At 65.9% G+C, this 16480-nt stretch carries 6 protein-coding genes; 2 read left to right on the forward strand and 4 right to left on the reverse strand.

Annotated features, from left to right (window positions below; genetic code table 11):
* Positions 1–32: 32 nt before the first annotated feature.
* A complete protein-coding gene (pyc, locus tag AB3G45_RS26710; RefSeq protein WP_367833400.1) occupies positions 33–3491 on the reverse strand; it encodes a pyruvate carboxylase in 3459 nt (1152 codons plus the stop codon).
* Between the two features lie 216 nt (positions 3492–3707).
* Positions 3708–4448, reverse strand: coding sequence for a LuxR family transcriptional regulator (locus tag AB3G45_RS26715; RefSeq protein WP_367833401.1), 741 nt, complete (start codon positions 4446–4448; stop codon positions 3708–3710).
* Between the two features lie 301 nt (positions 4449–4749).
* Here AB3G45_RS26715 and AB3G45_RS26720 point away from each other — a divergent pair, with 301 nt between their 5' ends.
* Positions 4750–6507 carry a glucan ABC transporter ATP-binding protein/ permease gene (locus tag AB3G45_RS26720; protein WP_367833402.1) on the forward strand — a complete coding sequence of 586 codons (1758 nt, stop codon included), beginning with the start codon at positions 4750–4752 and terminating at the stop codon, positions 6505–6507.
* Positions 6508–6514: 7 nt separating this feature from the next.
* On the opposite strand, the gene AB3G45_RS26725 is transcribed toward AB3G45_RS26720, so the two are convergent.
* Together AB3G45_RS26725 and AB3G45_RS26730 are read right to left on the reverse strand one after the other, a co-directional pair.
* On the reverse strand, positions 6515–7684 hold the full coding sequence (locus AB3G45_RS26725) for an OpgC family protein (protein WP_367833403.1): 1170 nt from the start codon (positions 7682–7684) through the stop codon (positions 6515–6517).
* Between the two features lie 25 nt (positions 7685–7709).
* Entirely contained in the window at positions 7710–16211 is an 8502-nt protein-coding gene (locus AB3G45_RS26730; protein WP_367833404.1) for a glucoamylase family protein, read from the reverse strand.
* Between AB3G45_RS26730 and AB3G45_RS26735 the strand changes: the two genes are divergently transcribed.
* Positions 16210–16416 carry a hypothetical protein gene (locus tag AB3G45_RS26735; RefSeq protein WP_367833405.1) on the forward strand — a complete coding sequence of 69 codons (207 nt, stop codon included), beginning with the start codon at positions 16210–16212 and terminating at the stop codon, positions 16414–16416. The two genes, AB3G45_RS26730 and AB3G45_RS26735, sit on opposite strands and share 2 nt — an antisense overlap.
* Positions 16417–16480 lie beyond the last annotated feature (64 nt).

The following is a 16480-nucleotide window of genomic DNA, read 5'->3' on the forward strand; positions in this document are numbered from 1 at the left end:
ATCCCACATCCTTATCCATGTTTTTCAGCCGCTCAGGCGCCGTAGACGATGAGGAGGTCCTTGGCGTCGATCTGGTCGCCGGCCTTGACCAGCACCTCGGAGACCGTGCCGTCCTTTTCCGCATGCAGCGCCGTCTCCATCTTCATGGCCTCGATGGAGAGCAGGACGTCGCCGGCCTTGACCTGTTGGCCGGCCGAGACCGAGACCGTCGAGATGACGCCCGGCATCGGCGCGCCGAGATGGGCGGTATTGGCGGTATCGGCCTTGCGGCGGACGGCCGAGGTGGCCGCGCGGTTGCGGTCCGGTACCTTGATGAGGCGCGGCTGGCCGTTCAGCTCGAAGAACACCTTCACCATGCCCTGCGCATCCGGCTCGCTCCTCGCCTGGTGCAGGATGACGAGCGACTTGCCCCTCTCGATTTCCGGCTGGAGCTCCTCGCCCGGCGCAAGGCCGTAGAAATAGGCCGGCGTCGGCAGCACGCTGACCGGGCCGTAGGTATCGGCGGCCAGCGCGTAGTCGGTAAAGACCTTCGGGTACATCAGGTAGGAGGCGAATTCGAAATCGTCGACCTTGCGCTCCAGCTTGTCCTCGATGGCCTTGCGCTCGGCATCGAGATCGGCCGGCGGCAGCAGCGAGCCCGGCACGGCGGTATAGGCCTGCTCGCCCTTGAGCGCCTTCTTCTGGAGTGCTGCCGGCCACCCGCCCGGGGGTTGGCCGAGGTCGCCCTTCAGCATGGAGACGACGGATTCGGGGAAGGAGACGTCCTTCGCCGGGTTCTCCACATCGGCGACGGTGAGGTCCTGGGAGACCATCATCAGCGCCATGTCGCCCACCACCTTGGAGGACGGCGTCACCTTGACGATGTCGCCGAACATCCGGTTGGCGTCGGCATAGGCCTGGGCGACCTTGTGCCACTTGGTCTCGAGGCCGAGCGAGCGGGCCTGTTCCTTGAGATTGGTGAACTGGCCGCCGGGCATCTCGTGGAGATAGACCTCCGAGGCCGGCCCCTTGAGGTCGCTCTCGAAGGCGGCGTACTGGAAGCGCACGGCCTCCCAGTAGAAGGAGATGCGGCGGATCCATTCCGGATCGAGGCCCGGATCGCGTTCGGAACCCTTCAGCGCCTCGACGATCGAGCCGAGGCAGGGCTGGGAGGTGTTGCCCGACAGCGCGTCCATGGCGGCATCCACCACGTCGACGCCGGATTCGACGGCGGCAAGGACGGTCGCGGCGGCAATGCCCGACGTGTCATGGGTGTGGAAATGGATCGGCAGGTCGGTCGCCTCGCGCAGCGCCTTGAAGAGCACGCGGGCGGCGGCCGGCTTCAGGAGGCCCGCCATGTCCTTGACCGCGATCATGTGCGCGCCGGCCTTTTCCAGGTCGCTCGCAAGCGCGGTATAGTATTTCAGGTCATACTTCGGACGGGCGGAGTTGAGGAGATCGCCGGTATAGCAGATCGCCGCCTCGCAGATCCGGTTCTCTTCTGCAACCGCGTCCATCGAGACGCGCATGTTGTCGACCCAGTTCAGGCAGTCGAAGACGCGGAAGACGTCGATGCCGCCCTTCGCCGCCTGGCGGACGAAATACTTCACGACATTGTCGGGATAGTTCTTGTAACCGACGCCGTTCGCCCCGCGCAGCAGCATCTGGAGAAGCAGGTTCGGCGCGTCCTCGCGGATGCGGGCGAGGCGGTCCCACGGGTCTTCCGTCAGGAACCGCATGGAGACGTCGAAGGTGGCGCCGCCCCAACATTCCAGCGAGAAGAGCTGCGGAAGCGCCCGCGCATAGGTGCCGGCGACGCGGGCGATGTCGTGCGTGCGCATGCGCGTCGCCAGCAGCGACTGGTGGCCGTCGCGCATGGTCGTGTCGGTGAGGAAGACCTGGGTTTCCCCGCGCACCCATTCGGCGAACTTCTTCGGCCCAAGCTCGTCGAGCTTCTGCTTGGTGCCGGCGACGATCTCGCCCTCGATGAAGGGCACGGCGGGCTTTGCGACGTCGGCCGGCGGCTTCGGGCGGCCCTTGGCCTCCGGATGGCCGTTGACGGTGACGTCGGCGAGGTAGGTCAAGAGCTTCGTCGCGCGGTCCTGGCGCTTGACCTGCTGGAAGAGCTCCGGCGTCGTGTCGATGAAGCGGGTCGTGTAGCTGTTGTGGCGGAAGGCCTCGTGGCCGATGATCGCTTCCAGGAAGGTGAGGTTGGTCGCGACGCCCCGGATGCGGAATTCGCGCAGCGCGCGGTCCATGCGGGTGATGGCTTCCAGCGGGTTCGGCGCCCAGGCCGTGACCTTGACGAGCAGCGGATCGTAGAAGCGGGTGATGACCGCGCCCGGATAGGCCGTGCCGCCGTCGAGGCGGATGCCGAAGCCCGAGGCCGAGCGATAGCCGGTGATCCGGCCGTAGTCGGGGATGAAGTTCTGTTCCGGGTCTTCCGTGGTGATGCGGCACTGCAAGGCGTGTCCGTTGAGGCGGATATCGTCCTGCGCCGGCACGCCCGATTCCGGCGTGCCGATCGCCGCGCCGTCGAGGATGTGGATCTGTGCCTTGACGATGTCGATGCCGGTCACGACCTCCGTGACCGTGTGCTCGACCTGGATGCGCGGGTTCACCTCGATGAAGTAGAACTTGCCGCTGTCGGCATCCATCAGGTATTCGACCGTGCCGGCGCCGACATAGTTGGTGGCATGGGCGATCTTCAGCGAATAGCCGGCCAGTTCCTGGCGCTGCGCCTCGGAAAGGTAGGGCGCGGGCGCACGCTCGACGACCTTCTGGTTGCGGCGCTGGATGGAGCAGTCGCGCTCGAAGAGATGGACGACATTGCCGTGTGTATCGCCGAGGATCTGGCTTTCGACATGGCGGGCGCGCTCGACGAGCTTTTCGAGATAGACCTCGTCCTTGCCGAAGGCGGCCTTGGCCTCGCGCTTGGCTTCCGTCACCTCGCGGATCAGGTCCTTGGCATCGCGGATGGCGCGCATGCCGCGTCCGCCGCCGCCCCAGGAGGCCTTCAGCATGACGGGGTAGCCGATCGTGGCGGCGAGACGGTGGATTTCCGCCTCGTCGTCCGGCAGCGGATCGGTCGCCGGCACGACCGGAACGCCGACGGAAATGGCGAGATTGCGCGCGGCCACCTTGTTGCCGAGCTGGCGCATCGTGTCGGGCCGCGGGCCGATGAAGGTGATGCCGGCCGCATCGCAGGCATCGACGAATTCCGGGCTTTCCGACAGAAGGCCGTAGCCGGGGTGGATGGCGTCGGCTCCCGAGAGCTTCGCGACGCGGATCACCTCGTCGATCGACAGATAGCTCTCGATCGGCCCGAGATCGCGGGAAAGATGCGGGCCGCGGCCGATCTGGTAGCTCTCGTCCGCCTTGAAACGGTGCAGTGCCAGTTTGTCCTCTTCCGCCCATATCGCGACCGTTTTGAGCCCCAGTTCATTGGCCGCGCGGAACACGCGAATGGCGATTTCTGAACGGTTGGCGACAAGGATCTTGGAAATGGGCAAGTCGGACTCCTCAATGACTTGGAAGCGGGAAATGCTGCACCCGCGAAGAGAATTATTAGCGGGTTATTTTCAAAGTTCAATTTTGGAGTCGTCATCGGGCAAAAGATTTGCAGCGATGGACGCAATTTCCGCGAAGGCGCGTCCGCAGCCGGCGCAACGGTGTTGCGCAGCGGGGGCGGGACACGGCGTTTTCCTAAAGCGCGGTGCGGCAAGGTCTCAGGAGACGAGGCCCAGCCGGAAGGCGATGGCGATGGCGTGGTGGCGGTTGCGCGCGCCCAGCTTCTCCTGGATGCCGTTCATGTACCAGTCGACCGTGTGGCTGGAAATGCCGAGCACCCGGCCGATGTCGTGGGAGGTCATGCCTTCGGAAAGCAGGCTCAGCGCCTCCATCTCGCGGCGCGTCAATTCCACGTCCACGATGGCGGAAAGGCGCTCGGCGGCCTCAGGATCGGCGGCATGGATGAGCTTCCAGTAGAGCCGCCGCGCGATGCTGTCGAACAGCCCGACCTCCACGCTTTCCAGGTCGACCGGCTTGCCGCCGAGGCTGAGGCTGCCGAGAAGCCCCCGCCGGCCATGGACGGGGAAGACATAGCCGTCCTCCAGCCCGTTCTGGCGGGCATCCACCATCATGCGCTCCATGCGCTTGCGATGCGGGCTGAGGCGGAACGCGCCCAGCGTGTCGCGCCAGCGGAAACCCGCCTGCGCATGGCCGAGATAGCGCACCGTCGGATCGACCTGCATATAGCGTTTGCGCAGGTAGGTTTCCGGCCAGCCATTGGGCCAATGACCGGCAAGCAGCAGACCCGGCGGGCTCTCCACCGGCCTCGGCGCCTGGAGAAGGCCGTAGTAGTCGAACCCGTACAACTTGATGAGACGCTCGAACTCCGCCGTGGTTTCCTCCCGGCCGCGCAGTTCGTCGATCAGTGCAAGAAACTGCACCAGCAAGTTGATCTTCATGTGCCCCGCGCTTGAATAGCTTTGTTAACCAACTGATAAAGCTGAACCCGGCCGCAATCGGCCCAAGCGCCCCGTTCATCGTCCCCGTCTGATAGATGGCAGGAAGGTGGTGCGAAAATCAATCGTTTTGCACGCATGGCTGACCTGAAATCGTACAATCACGCAAGATTTCAGGCGAGTCATGAAATTTGCTCGCCCGTGAAGAACTTTTGCCCCTTCCACTGATTAATAGGCTGAGCCAAGGGACAGAGGGTGCCAACGCTGCACCGCACAACAGGTATCGCCGGAAAGGCCCGCATTCGTGTCTTTGTTTCAGGTCTATACAAGAGCCCTCCGCTATCTCGGCGTCTACAAGCTGCGCGTCGGCTCGGTCGTCGCGGCCAATATCGTGCTCGCGGTGATCGCCATCGCCGAGCCGATCCTGTTCGGCCGCATCATCGACGCCATCTCCACCAAGGGCGACGTGACGCCCATGCTTTTCCTGTGGGCAGGCTTCGGCCTGTTCAACACGATCGCCTTCGTGCTCGTCGCGCGCGAGGCCGACCGGCTGGCCCATGGCCGGCGGGCGAGCCTTCTGACGGAAGCCTTCGGCCGCATCATCTCCATGCCGCTCGCCTGGCATAGCCAGCGCGGCACGTCCAATGCGCTGCATACGCTGCTGCGCGCCTGCGAGACGCTGTTCGGCCTCTGGCTCGAATTCATGCGCACGCACCTTGCTACGGCCGTCGCGCTGGTCCTGCTCATCCCCACGGCCTTTGCGATGGACTATCGCCTCTCGCTGGTGCTCGTGGTGCTCGGCATACTTTATGTCATCATCGGCAAGGTGGTGATGAACCGCACGCGCGAAGGCCAGGCTTCGGTCGAGAACCACTATCACACCGTCTTTTCCCATGTGTCCGATTCGATCAGCAACGTCTCGGTGGTGCACAGCTACAACCGCATCGAGGCCGAAACGCGGGAACTGAAGCGCTTTGCCGAACGGCTGATCAATGCGCAATATCCGGTGCTCGACTGGTGGGCGCTGGCCAGCGCCCTCAACCGCATCGCCTCGACGATCTCGATGATGACGATCCTCGTCATCGGCACGGTGCTCGTGCAGCAGGGCGAGATCCGGGTGGGCGACGTCATCGCCTTCATCGGCTTCGCCGGCCTGCTCATCGGCCGCCTCGACCAGATGAAGGCCTTCGCCACGCAGATCTTCGAGGCCCGCGCCAAGCTGGAGGACTTCTTCTCGCTGGAGGACGCCGTCAAGGAGCGCGAGGAGCCGACCAGCGCCGGCGATCTCGGCGAGGTCAAGGGCAAGGTCGAATACCGCAACGTCGATTTCGACTTCGCCAACGCCACCCAGGGCGTCAGCGACGTTTCCTTCACGGTGGAGGCCGGCCAGACCGTCGCCATCGTCGGCCCGACGGGCGCCGGCAAGACGACGCTCGTCAACCTCCTGCAACGTGTCTACGAGCCGAAATCCGGCCAGATCCTCATCGACGGCGTCGATATCTCGACCGTGACGCGCCGGTCCCTGCGCCGCTCGATCGCCACCGTCTTCCAGGATGCGGGCCTGCTCAACCGCTCGATATCGGACAATATCCGCCTCGGCCGCGAAGGCGCGACGCAGGAGGAGATCGAGGCGGCGGCGGAAGCGGCCGCGGCGGGCGACTTCATCACCTCGCGCCAGGGTGGCTACGAGACGCATGTCGGCGAACGCGGCAACCGCCTGTCGGGCGGCGAGCGCCAGCGCATCGCGATCGCCCGCGCGATCCTCAAGAACGCGCCGATCCTCGTGCTGGACGAGGCGACGAGCGCGCTGGACGTGGAGACGGAGGCGCGCGTGAAGGCGGCCATCGATTCCCTGCGCCGAAACCGCACGACCTTCATCATCGCGCATCGTCTGTCGACGGTCCGCGAGGCCGATCTTGTCGTCTTCATGGACCACGGCAAGATCGCCGAGATGGGTACGTTCGACGATCTCAGCCAGAGCAACGGCCGCTTCGCCGCCCTGCTGCGCGCCAGCGGCATCCTGACGGACGACGACGTGCGCCGGAGCCACACGGCCGCCTGAGCCGCCCTTACGGCGGCGCATCGCTCCCCTTGACCGGCAGGGCCTTCAGGCCCTGCCGTCTCGCGTTCTCGGCGATGACGGCGGCCTGCCAGTCGAGATAGCGCGCATAGGCGACGTGCAGCGCGATGCCGACGAGCGCATAGAGCGTGCCGATGACGGGGTCCCTGCCCGTCACGAACAGCATCACCTGCCCGGCCATGGCGAGGATCGTGCCGAAGATGAAGATCGCCAGCGAATGCCGCCCGATCGCGGCGAGCGGATGGGAAAGCGGCAGTGCGGCCCAGTTGGACAGGGCAGGGATCGTCGCGACCAGATAGGCCCCCGCCAGCACATGCAGCAGCCGCGTCGTCGAGAGGAAGGTCTTGTCGAAGCCCGTCAGCACCGCCGGCAGGCCGTGGGAGAAGTCGATGTTCCACCAGGAGAAGACGACCCAGGCGAAGGAGAGGCCGAGATAGGCGGCCGACAGCGCCGAAAGGACGGTGTTGCGCGGAAATCCCTTGCCCCTCGCCCGCAGCACGCCGACGAAGCCGATGACGAAGAGGAACTGCCAGGACAGCGGGTTGAGGAACCAATAGCCGTCGTCGAGGAAATTCGACGGGGCGATCTGCCAGATGCCGGCGCACAGCCAGAGCGTGCCGGAGACGGCGAGCAGCAGCAGGGCGCTACGCTGGTAGAGCCAGAGGAAGCCGGGCAGCATCAGGAACACCACGGCATACATGGACAGGATGTTGTTGTAGCCGAACTGGTGGCCGAGCAGGACCATGCTGACGACGCCCTGCTCCGTGCGGTCGACGACGGCGCGCAGGTTGATTTCCGACAATAGGTCCGGCCGGGCGAACCACAGCGCGCCGCCGGCGAAGATGGCGAAGGTGATGACACTCGTCATGATATGGGCGACATAGAGCGTGAGCGCCCGGCGAAGGATGCGCAGCGTCACGGCCAGCCGTTCGCCGACGGCAAAGCGCGCGCCATAGGCAAGGCCCACCGACATGCCCGAGATCAGCACGAAGGCCTCGGCCGAATCGGAGAAGCCGAAATTCTTGTGCGTCAGGTGCTCCAGGTACTGGCCGGGAACGTGATTGACGAAGATCGTCAGGAGGGCGAGGGCCCGGAAGACGTCGAGGCGCGTGTCGCGTTGCCGCGGCACGACGCCCGTCGGTCCATGTCCGTCTGTCATGATGCTCTGATCCGGATGGCGTGGATCAGAGCAAATAGCCCTCGCTTGAAGATTTGATGACAGTGCCGTTCACGCTCGTCCGCCATCCACCGCCGTCGGCCCGCTCCACCCGGATCGACAGCGTGCGGCCGTCGAGATCGAGCGTCGCCTCGTAGCCGTCCCACGCCGCCGGCAGCACCGGATCGACGAAGAGGCGGCCGCCTTCCTTGCGGATGCCGAGGATGCCCTCGACGGCCGCGCGGTAGAGCCAGCCGGCCGAGCCCGTGTACCAGGACCAGCCGCCGCGGCCCGTGCGCTCGCCTTCGCCGTAGACATCGGCGGCGACGACATAGGGTTCGACGCGGTAAAGCTCGGCGGCTTCCGGCGTCAGCGTGTGGTTGACGGGGTTGAGAATGTTGAAGCAGGTCCAGGCAGCCTCCGCCCGGCCGAGGCGGGCGAGCGCCAGCACGACCCAGGTCGAGGCATGGGTATATTGTCCGCCATTTTCCCGCACGCCCGGCGGATAGGCCTTGATATAGCCCGGGTCCTGCGGCGTCTCGACGAAGGGCGGGGCGAAGAGGCGGATGATGCCGGCCTCCCGGTCGACCAGCTGGTCCATGACCGCATCCATCGCCTGCCGCGAGCGTGCCGCATCGCCGACGCCGGACAGGACGCTCCAGCTCTGGGCGATGGAATCGATCCGGCATTCGGCATTTTCGGCCGCACCGAGCGGCGTGCCGTCGTCGAAATAGCCGCGGCGGTAGTAGGCGCCGTCCCAGCCCGCGGTTTCCAGCGCCACCTTGAGATGGCCGAGATGTTCCTGCCACCGGTCGGCGCGCTGATGGTCGCCGCGCTCGCGGGCGACGGAGATGAAGCCGGAAAGCGTGCCGGCCAGGAACCAGCCGAGCCAGACGCTCGTGCCGCGGCCCGCCTGGCCGACGCGGTTCATGCCGTCGTTCCAGTCGCCGCCGAGAATGAGCGGCAGGCCGTTCTCCCCGGTGCGGGAAAGCGCGAGGTCGAGCGCCCGGGCGCAATGCTCGTAGAGCGGCGCTTCCTCGGCCGAGCGCTCCGGCGTGTAGAAGGCGTCGTGCTGGCCTTCGGCAAGCGGCGCGCCTTCGATGAAGGCGAGCGTCTCGTCGAGGATCGCCCGGTCGCCGGTGGTGCGGCAGTAATATTCCACCGCATGGGCAAGCCAGACCACGTCGTCGGAGATCATGGTGCGCACGCCCGCGCCGCTGTCGGGCAGCCACCAGTGCTGCACGTCGCCCTCGACGAACTGGCGCGCGGCCGCGTTGAGGATCTGGCGGCGGGCAAGCTCCGGCCGGTGCAGGACGAAGGCCAGCGTATCCTGCAACTGGTCGCGGAAGCCGAAGGCGCCGCTCGCCTGGTAGAAGGCCGAACGGGCCTGGATGCGGCAGCCGAGCGCCTGGTAGGGCAGCCAGTCGTTGACCATCCGGTCGAGCGCGGCATCCGGCGTCTTCACCTGCAATGTCCCGGTGAAATCGCTCCAATAGGTGCGCACGGCGGCCATGACGGCGTCGAAATCGGTCTTGCGGCTTTTCTCGGCAAGCGCCGGGGCGCCTTCCGCATCGTCGGTGTCGCCGAGCACGAAGACGAGTTCGCGCTTCTCCCCCGGTTTCAGCGCGATATCGACGGCAAGCGCCGCGCAGGGATCGCCGATGCCTTCGGCCGATCCCGAAAGGGGCTGCCCGGCCGCGACGGCATCCGGCAGTACGATATCGCCGCCGCGGCCGATGAAATCGCGGCGCCGGGCGGTGAAGCTGGCGACCGGCGCATCGACGGCGAAGAAGCTCGTCCTTCCGGCGAAATCGAAACTGTAGGGATTGGTGGCCAAGAGCGCGCCGCTCTCCTCGTCATGGCTGGTCAGAACGAAGGGCGCGGTTTTCGCCGGGCTGTTGCCCAGCACCCATTCGACATAGCCGTAGACCGTCAGGCTGCGTTCCGTGTCGCCGGTGTTCTTGACGACGAGGCGGGAATACTTGACCGGCTCCTCGGGATCGACCGTCTGCACGAGATCGAGCTCGATACCGTCCTCCCAGCTGCGGAAGGCCGTGTAGCCGAGGCCGTGCCAGGTCTCGAACTTCACGGTGTTCCTGCGCGACAGGGCCGCGAAGGGCGCGATGACCGTGCCGCGCTCGTTGTCCCTGACATAGAAGGCTTCGCCGGGGCGGTTGATGACCGGATCGTTGGTCCAGTGGGTGAGCTGGAAGTCGCGTGAATTGCGGCTCCAGGTGTAGCTCGCGCCCTCCGCCGAGACGTGGAAGCCGAAATGCGGGTTGGCGATGACGTTGATCCACGGCTGGGGCGTCGCCTCGCCGCCGCGAAGGCGCACGGCATATTCCCGGCGTTCCTCGTTGAAGCCGCCGAAGCCGTTCCAGAAGGCAAGGCCCTTGCCGTCGATCTCCACCGGCTCGCCTGCGGGAGCCGGCGGCTTCGGCGCGGGTAGTGCCGGTGCCGTTTCCGCCTTCGTCTCCTCCTCGCCGCGGGGTGTCGCGAAGAGGGAGACCGTGCGGGCGATCTGGTCGGAGAGCGTGCCGTTGCGGGCATGGAAGACGGCGCGGGCCGTCGCCAGCAGCGCCTGCCAGGTGGTGACGTCCATCAGGTCGCGGCGCACGGTGAAGACATGCTGGCGCGCACCGTCGGACTGGCTGCGGATGCGCAGGTTCTCGCACATATGGTCGAGCGTGTGCTGCATGTCCTGCGCATAGGAGGCGGCGCGTTCGTTGAGGATGACGAGGTCGGCGACGACGCCGCGATGGCGCAGGTAATCCTGCGCGCGCAGCGCCTCGCGGGCGACTTCCACGTCGATCTCGTCGTTGATGCGCAGCACGAAGATCGGGAAATCGCCCGAGATTGCCAGCGGCCAGAGCGCCGACTGGGCGGTAAGGCCGTTCTCGATCGTGCCGGTGTCGGCTCTGAGGTGCATGTCCGGATAGGTGAGGTAGCGGCCGAGCATCTGGAAGCTCGCCGCCTCCTGCGAGGTGACGCCGACATGGCGCATATGCACCTGCGAGCGCGTCCAGGCATGGATCATCTCGTGGTTGAAGCTGTCCGGATGGCGGTAGCGGTCGATGGCGGCGTCCACCTCCGCGCGGCTCGGCGCGGCAATGGTCCAGAAGATGACCTTGACCTTCTTGCCCGCCGGCACGCGCACGACGCGGCGCAGCGCCAGGACCGGATCGAGCGTGAAGCCGTCCGTGCCGGAAAGCTGCGCGCCCGGATCGAAGGCGGCGGCGGTCGCCAGCGAACGGCCGCGGCCGATGAAGCGGCGGCGATCGGTCTCGATCTCGGTGCGGCGCGAGGGACCGGCATTGTCCACGATGAGGTGGGCGATCACCATGTCCGGTTCGTTCGGATTGCGCTTCTGGCGCTCGGCGCGGATGACGTCGCCGCGCTTGCCGATCTCCGTCCTGATGAACATCTTCGAGAACAGCGGGTGGGCGTTGTCGGCGTCATCGGTCGAGATGACCGGCTCCATGTAGGAGGTCACCTCGATGAAGCGGTCTTCCGGCCCGGTGTTGAGCAACGTCAGGCGGCGGCCTTCGGCATCGTGCTCGGTGGCGACGATGCACTCGACCTCGCTGGTCAGCGTGCCGACCGTCTTGATGAACTCGGCCTTGTCGTCGCCGAACTGGGTCTTCGTCACCTCGCCCTCCGCGCGCCTCGGCTCGGCGGTGGCGGACCACCAGTCGTTCGTCGCGGTGTCGCGCAGGAAGAGGAAGGAGCCCCAGCGGTCCTCGGTCGGATCGGGCTTCCAGCGGGTGACGGACTGGCCGTTCCAGCGCGAATAGCCCGCGCCCGTCGCCGTCAGCATCACGGCATAGTGGCCGTTCGACAGGAAGACGGTCTCGCGTTCCTTCAGGAAGGGTTCCTTGATGATGCGGATTTCCGGGCGCAACAGGTCGGCCTGCGTGCTGCCGACGGTCTCCGGCTCGCGCTTGGCATTGATGACCGGAATGTCGCGCGGCGCCTTTTCCTGCAACAGCAGTTCGGCCGCCTCGATGACGGGATCGGCGTGGAAGCGCTCGCGCAGCGCGCCGTTGAAGACGACGTTGGCGACGGCGGCGATCGACATGCCATGATGGTGCGCCATGTAGTTCTTCACGACGGCGCAGGTCTTGCCCTCGGGCACGCGGGTCGGCGTGAAGTCGACGGCATCGTGGAACCCGTAGACCCCGAGCGCGCCGAGCTTGCGCAGGCGTTCTAGGTTTTCCAGCGCTGCCTTCGGCGCATATTGCGTCGCCAAAAGCGAGGCATAGGGTGCGATGACGGCGTTCTGGCCGAGACCGCGTTTCAGGCCGAGTGTCGGCACGCCGAAATTGGTGTACTGGTAGGTCAGTTCGTGGTCGCGGGCGTTGAAGGCCGCTTCCGAAATGCCCCAGGGCGTGCCGAGGCGGCGGCCGTGGTTCATCTGCTCGACCACGACGAGATTGTTCGTCTGGTTGAGGATGCCGCCCTGGCGCTCCTGCATGACGAGCGGCGGCATCAGGTATTCGAACATCGAGCCCGACCAGGAGACCAGCGCCCCGCGCGAGCCGACCGGCACGACCGGGCGGCCGAGCTTGTACCAGTGCTCGGTCGGAAGGTCGCCCTTGGCGATGGCGAAGAGGCTGGTGAGGCGCGCCTCGGAGGCGAGCAGGTCGTAGCAGGCCTCGTCCAACTCGTTCGTCTCGACGCGGTAGCCGATCGACAAGAGGCGGCGTTCCGGGCGGAAGAGGAAGCCGAAATCCATCGAGAAGGCGATGTCGCGCGTGCGGTCGCGCAGCACGACGAGGCGGTCGCGCAGGCCCTCGATGCTGCCGAGGTCGAACACGCTGTCGGCGATATGCGCCTCGCAGGTGGCGACCAGCGCGCCCGCCCATTTGGCAAGCTCGCCGCTCTCGGCCGACTTGATCTCGTGGTCGAAGTTGACGATCAGCTTGTTGACGTCGCGCGCCAGCACCGAGAGGTTGATGACGCGGATGGAGGCGAATTCGTGCTCGCGCTTGACGGCGGCCAGCGCATTCTTGAAGCCGGTGATGCGCTCCTCGATGAGGCGGCGCAGCGGGCGCACGGTCTTGCGGTCGTCCGGCAGGTCCTTCAGCGTCTCCGACAGGATCGAGGCGACGTCGCCGATGCCGTCGAGGCTGCCCTGGAGATGGGCCGAGGGGGCTTCCGCCCATTCGCGGCACATGGAGGAGACGGCGATGAGATGGCCGGCCAGGTTGCCGCTGTCGACCGCCGAGACGTAGCGCGGACCCAGCGTTTCCAGCGTGTTGGTGCGATACCAGTTGTAGAGGTGGCCGCGATATTTCGGCATGCCGTCGATCGTGGCGATCGTCTGTTCGAGCCGGCGTACCGTCTCCTCGAACGAGATCCAGCCGAAATCGCGGGCCGAGATGACCGAGAGGAGATAGACGCCGATATTGGTCGGCGAGGTGCGTTCGGCCAGCACCGGCTGCGGCGTCTCCTGGAAATTGTCCGGCGGCAGGAAATGCTGCTCGGCGGTGACGAAGGTCTCGAAATAGCGCCAGGTGCGCCGCGCGATCTTGCGCAGTTCGCTCGCCACATAGTCGGAGACGACGAGCTGGTCCTCGGTCTCGGCGGTCCGGCTGACATACCAGGCGATCATCGGCGACAGCGCCCAGACGAGGGCGAAGGGAATGCCGATATAGGGAAGGCCGGTATCCGAGATCATGGCGAGCGCCACGGAAAGCACGGCAAGCGCCGGCGCCTGCCACATCGACCTGTAGTGGGCGGCGATGCCGCCGCGCGCGGTGCTGTCGGCCTGCGCGGCGGTGCGCCATTCCAGCATCAGCTTGCGGCTGATGACGGTGCGGTAGAGCGAGCGCACGATGGCATCGGCCATCAGCGCCGCCGAATGGGCGATGAAGACGATGCGCAGCGCGACCTGCGCGTTCGCCGCGCGGATATCGGAGATCACGCGATGGACATGGGCGCGCGCGACGATGTCGTTGCGGCGCGGCATGACGCCGGAGATCAGCGAGAGCGTCGGGGCGACGAAGAGCAGGAAGATCAGCACGAGCTGCCAGACCAGCGCCTGACGCGGCTCCATGTAGTACCAGCCCATGACGGAGGCGACGAGCCAGCCGATCGGGATGAGGCTGCGGCGCAGGTTGTCGTACATCTTCCAGCGGCCGAGCATGGAAATACCGCTCGACGGGCCGAATATGTAGGGCAGCAACTGCCAGTCGCCGCGCGCCCAGCGATGCTGGCGCGAGGTTTCGGTGCCGTAGCGGGTCGGGAAGTCCTCGACCAACTCGACATCCGTCACCAGCGCGCAATGCGCCAGCGAGCCTTCGAGCAGGTCGTGGCTGAGGACGGAGTTCTCCTCGATGCGGCCCTTCGCCGCCGCCTCGAAGGCGTCGACGTGATAGAGGCCCTTGCCGGTGAAGGTGCCTTCGCCGGCAAAGTCCTGGTAGACGTCGGAGACGGTGAAGACATAGGGATCGATGCCGCGGTCGGCGGAGAAGATGCGCTGGAAGGTCGAGGCTTCCTTGCCCGTCGTCAGCGACGGGGTGACGCGCGGCTGCAGGATACTGTAGCCGGCGGTGACCTCGCCCTTTTCCGCGTCGATGACCGGACGGTTGATCGGGTGGTGCAGCTTGCCGACGAGCTTCGTCACCGCATCGCGCATCAGGCGCGTGTCGGAATCGAGCGTCATGACGTATTTCACGTCCGCCGGCACGATGTTGGCGCCCGGCAGGAAAGTCGTGTCGCCGTCGCCGCGCAGGAGAAGGTTCAGCTCGTGCAGCTTGCCGCGCTTGCGCTCCCAGCCCATCCAGCAGCCTTCGGAGGGATTGTAGAGGCGGCGGCGGTGCAGGAAGTAGAAGCGCGTGCGGCCGTCATAGGCATAGCGCGCCGAAAGCGTCGCGATCTCGCGCTTGGCATAGTCGAGCACGTCGAGGTCGGCGGGGGTCTCCTCCGCCTCGCTGTCGGCCCAGTCGCTGAGCAGCGAGAAATAGATCTCGCCGCGCGGATTGGCGAGGTAGTGGACTTCGAGATTGCGCACGAGTTCGTCGACATGGTCGCGCTTGGAGATCAGACAGGGCACGACGACGAGCGTGCGGGCATCCTCGGGAATGCCGTCCTTGAACTCGTAGCCGACGAGGCGCGAGGGCGTGACGAAGAAGGTGACGAGCGTGTTGAAGAGGCCCGTCGCACCCTCGGAGGCCGGCAGCGCGAAGAGCACCAGCATGATCAGCCAGGCGCCGTCGGGAATGTCGATCTGGTCGAGGAAATAATAGACCGCGATCATCGCGAGCAGCGTCAGGATGATGTTCGGCCCGGCGATGGCGAACCAGTCGAGCTTGCGGCCGAAGCGAACGGCGCGCTGGACGATCGACGGGCGGTAGCCGATGCGCTTTTCCAGCAGCTTGCGCTTCTTGCCGACGAGGAAGGCGGCGACATTGGCCTCGTAGTCGAGGTCCTCGACATGCGCCGCGGCGTCTTCCGCTGTCATCGCCAGCGCCGTCTCGGTCACTTCCAGCTCGGTCTTGCCGGAGCGGCGGGCGAAGCGCTCGATCGTGTTGCGATACTTGTTGCGCGAACCGAAGTCGAGGTCGCTGTAGTCCGACCCCTGGCGCAGCGCCTCGTCGAGGCGGCTGACGCTCTCGAACCAGACGGGCCATTCGGTATCGTCGACCGCGCGCAGGCTCTTGATGAGCGAGCTCATCGTGACGTTTCCCGAGGAGAGGCGGTTGTTCTCCGCCACGATCAGCTCTTCCAGGTCGCTGCCGCGGCTTTCGATCTTGCGCTCCAGCCACTGGATCACCGCGCCGGAGGCCTGAAGGCCGTCGCGCAGGCGATAGAGCAGCTGGATGACGAAGGTGTTGTCCGCGATGAAGCTTTCCAGCGTCTGGAGATGCGCGATGGACTTTTCCGGATCGTTGAGGCGGACCAGTTCGTCGGCTACCTCGTTGGCCTTGAAGCGCATCTTGCGCGAGCGCTCGACGCGGCTGGAAATGCGGCGCAGGTTCTCCAGCAGCACGAAGCGGATGAAGGAGGGCAGGGCCCACAGCTCGCCGATCTTCAGCGCGTCGACCTTCTGGAAGCCCTGCACGAAGGCCGTCAGGCCCTCGTGCGAGACGCCGCTGTGGGTATGGGCGACATAGAGCCAGGCGAGCGCGAGCGTGCGCGGCATCACCTGTCCCTCGACCTCGATGGTCGGAAGCTGGCGATAGAAACGGCGCGGGAAGTCGCGGCGGACCTCCTGGATCGCCTCCTCGACGACATAGTAGTTGTCGAGCAGCCATTCGGCCGCCGGCGTGATCTGCGCACCCGCCTCGACGTCCTTGGCCGTCGCGCGGTAGACGCGGAAGATTTCCTTCTCGTTCTCCTTGTGCCGGGCGCGGAACTCGAAGGGATGGAAACCGGGCAGCGGCGCGCGCTTGTCGCGCGCCAGCGCCTCGCCGCAATCGGCCAGCTCCTCCAGCGTCAGATAGGTGGCGCGGATCGAATCGTTATAGTCGATCTGCTTGGCGTCAGCATCGCGCGAGGAGGCTTGCGGCGTATTATGAAGGGGCATGTTTCTGATTCTGGATCCGGCCATGTTGAACCATCCGGCGACGGCCATTGCGCCGAACGGTTTTTTGCGGGCAGGCTTCATCTCGGTGCCGCGATCAGCCATGCGACCAAACAGCGCCAGGACGGCGCGATCGGGGTGGACATGGCTCAAGCGACACGCTGATCGGCATCCTGGCCGCGTGGTGCATGAAAACGGCATTTTTTAGCCGTAAGGACAGAGACTTGCAACATGTCAACATGACCGGATGGCGCAGCATCGACCCTCATCTG

It is taken from the genome of Shinella sp. S4-D37, assembly GCF_040812195.1.
Taxonomy (GTDB): Bacteria; Pseudomonadota; Alphaproteobacteria; order Rhizobiales; family Rhizobiaceae; genus Shinella.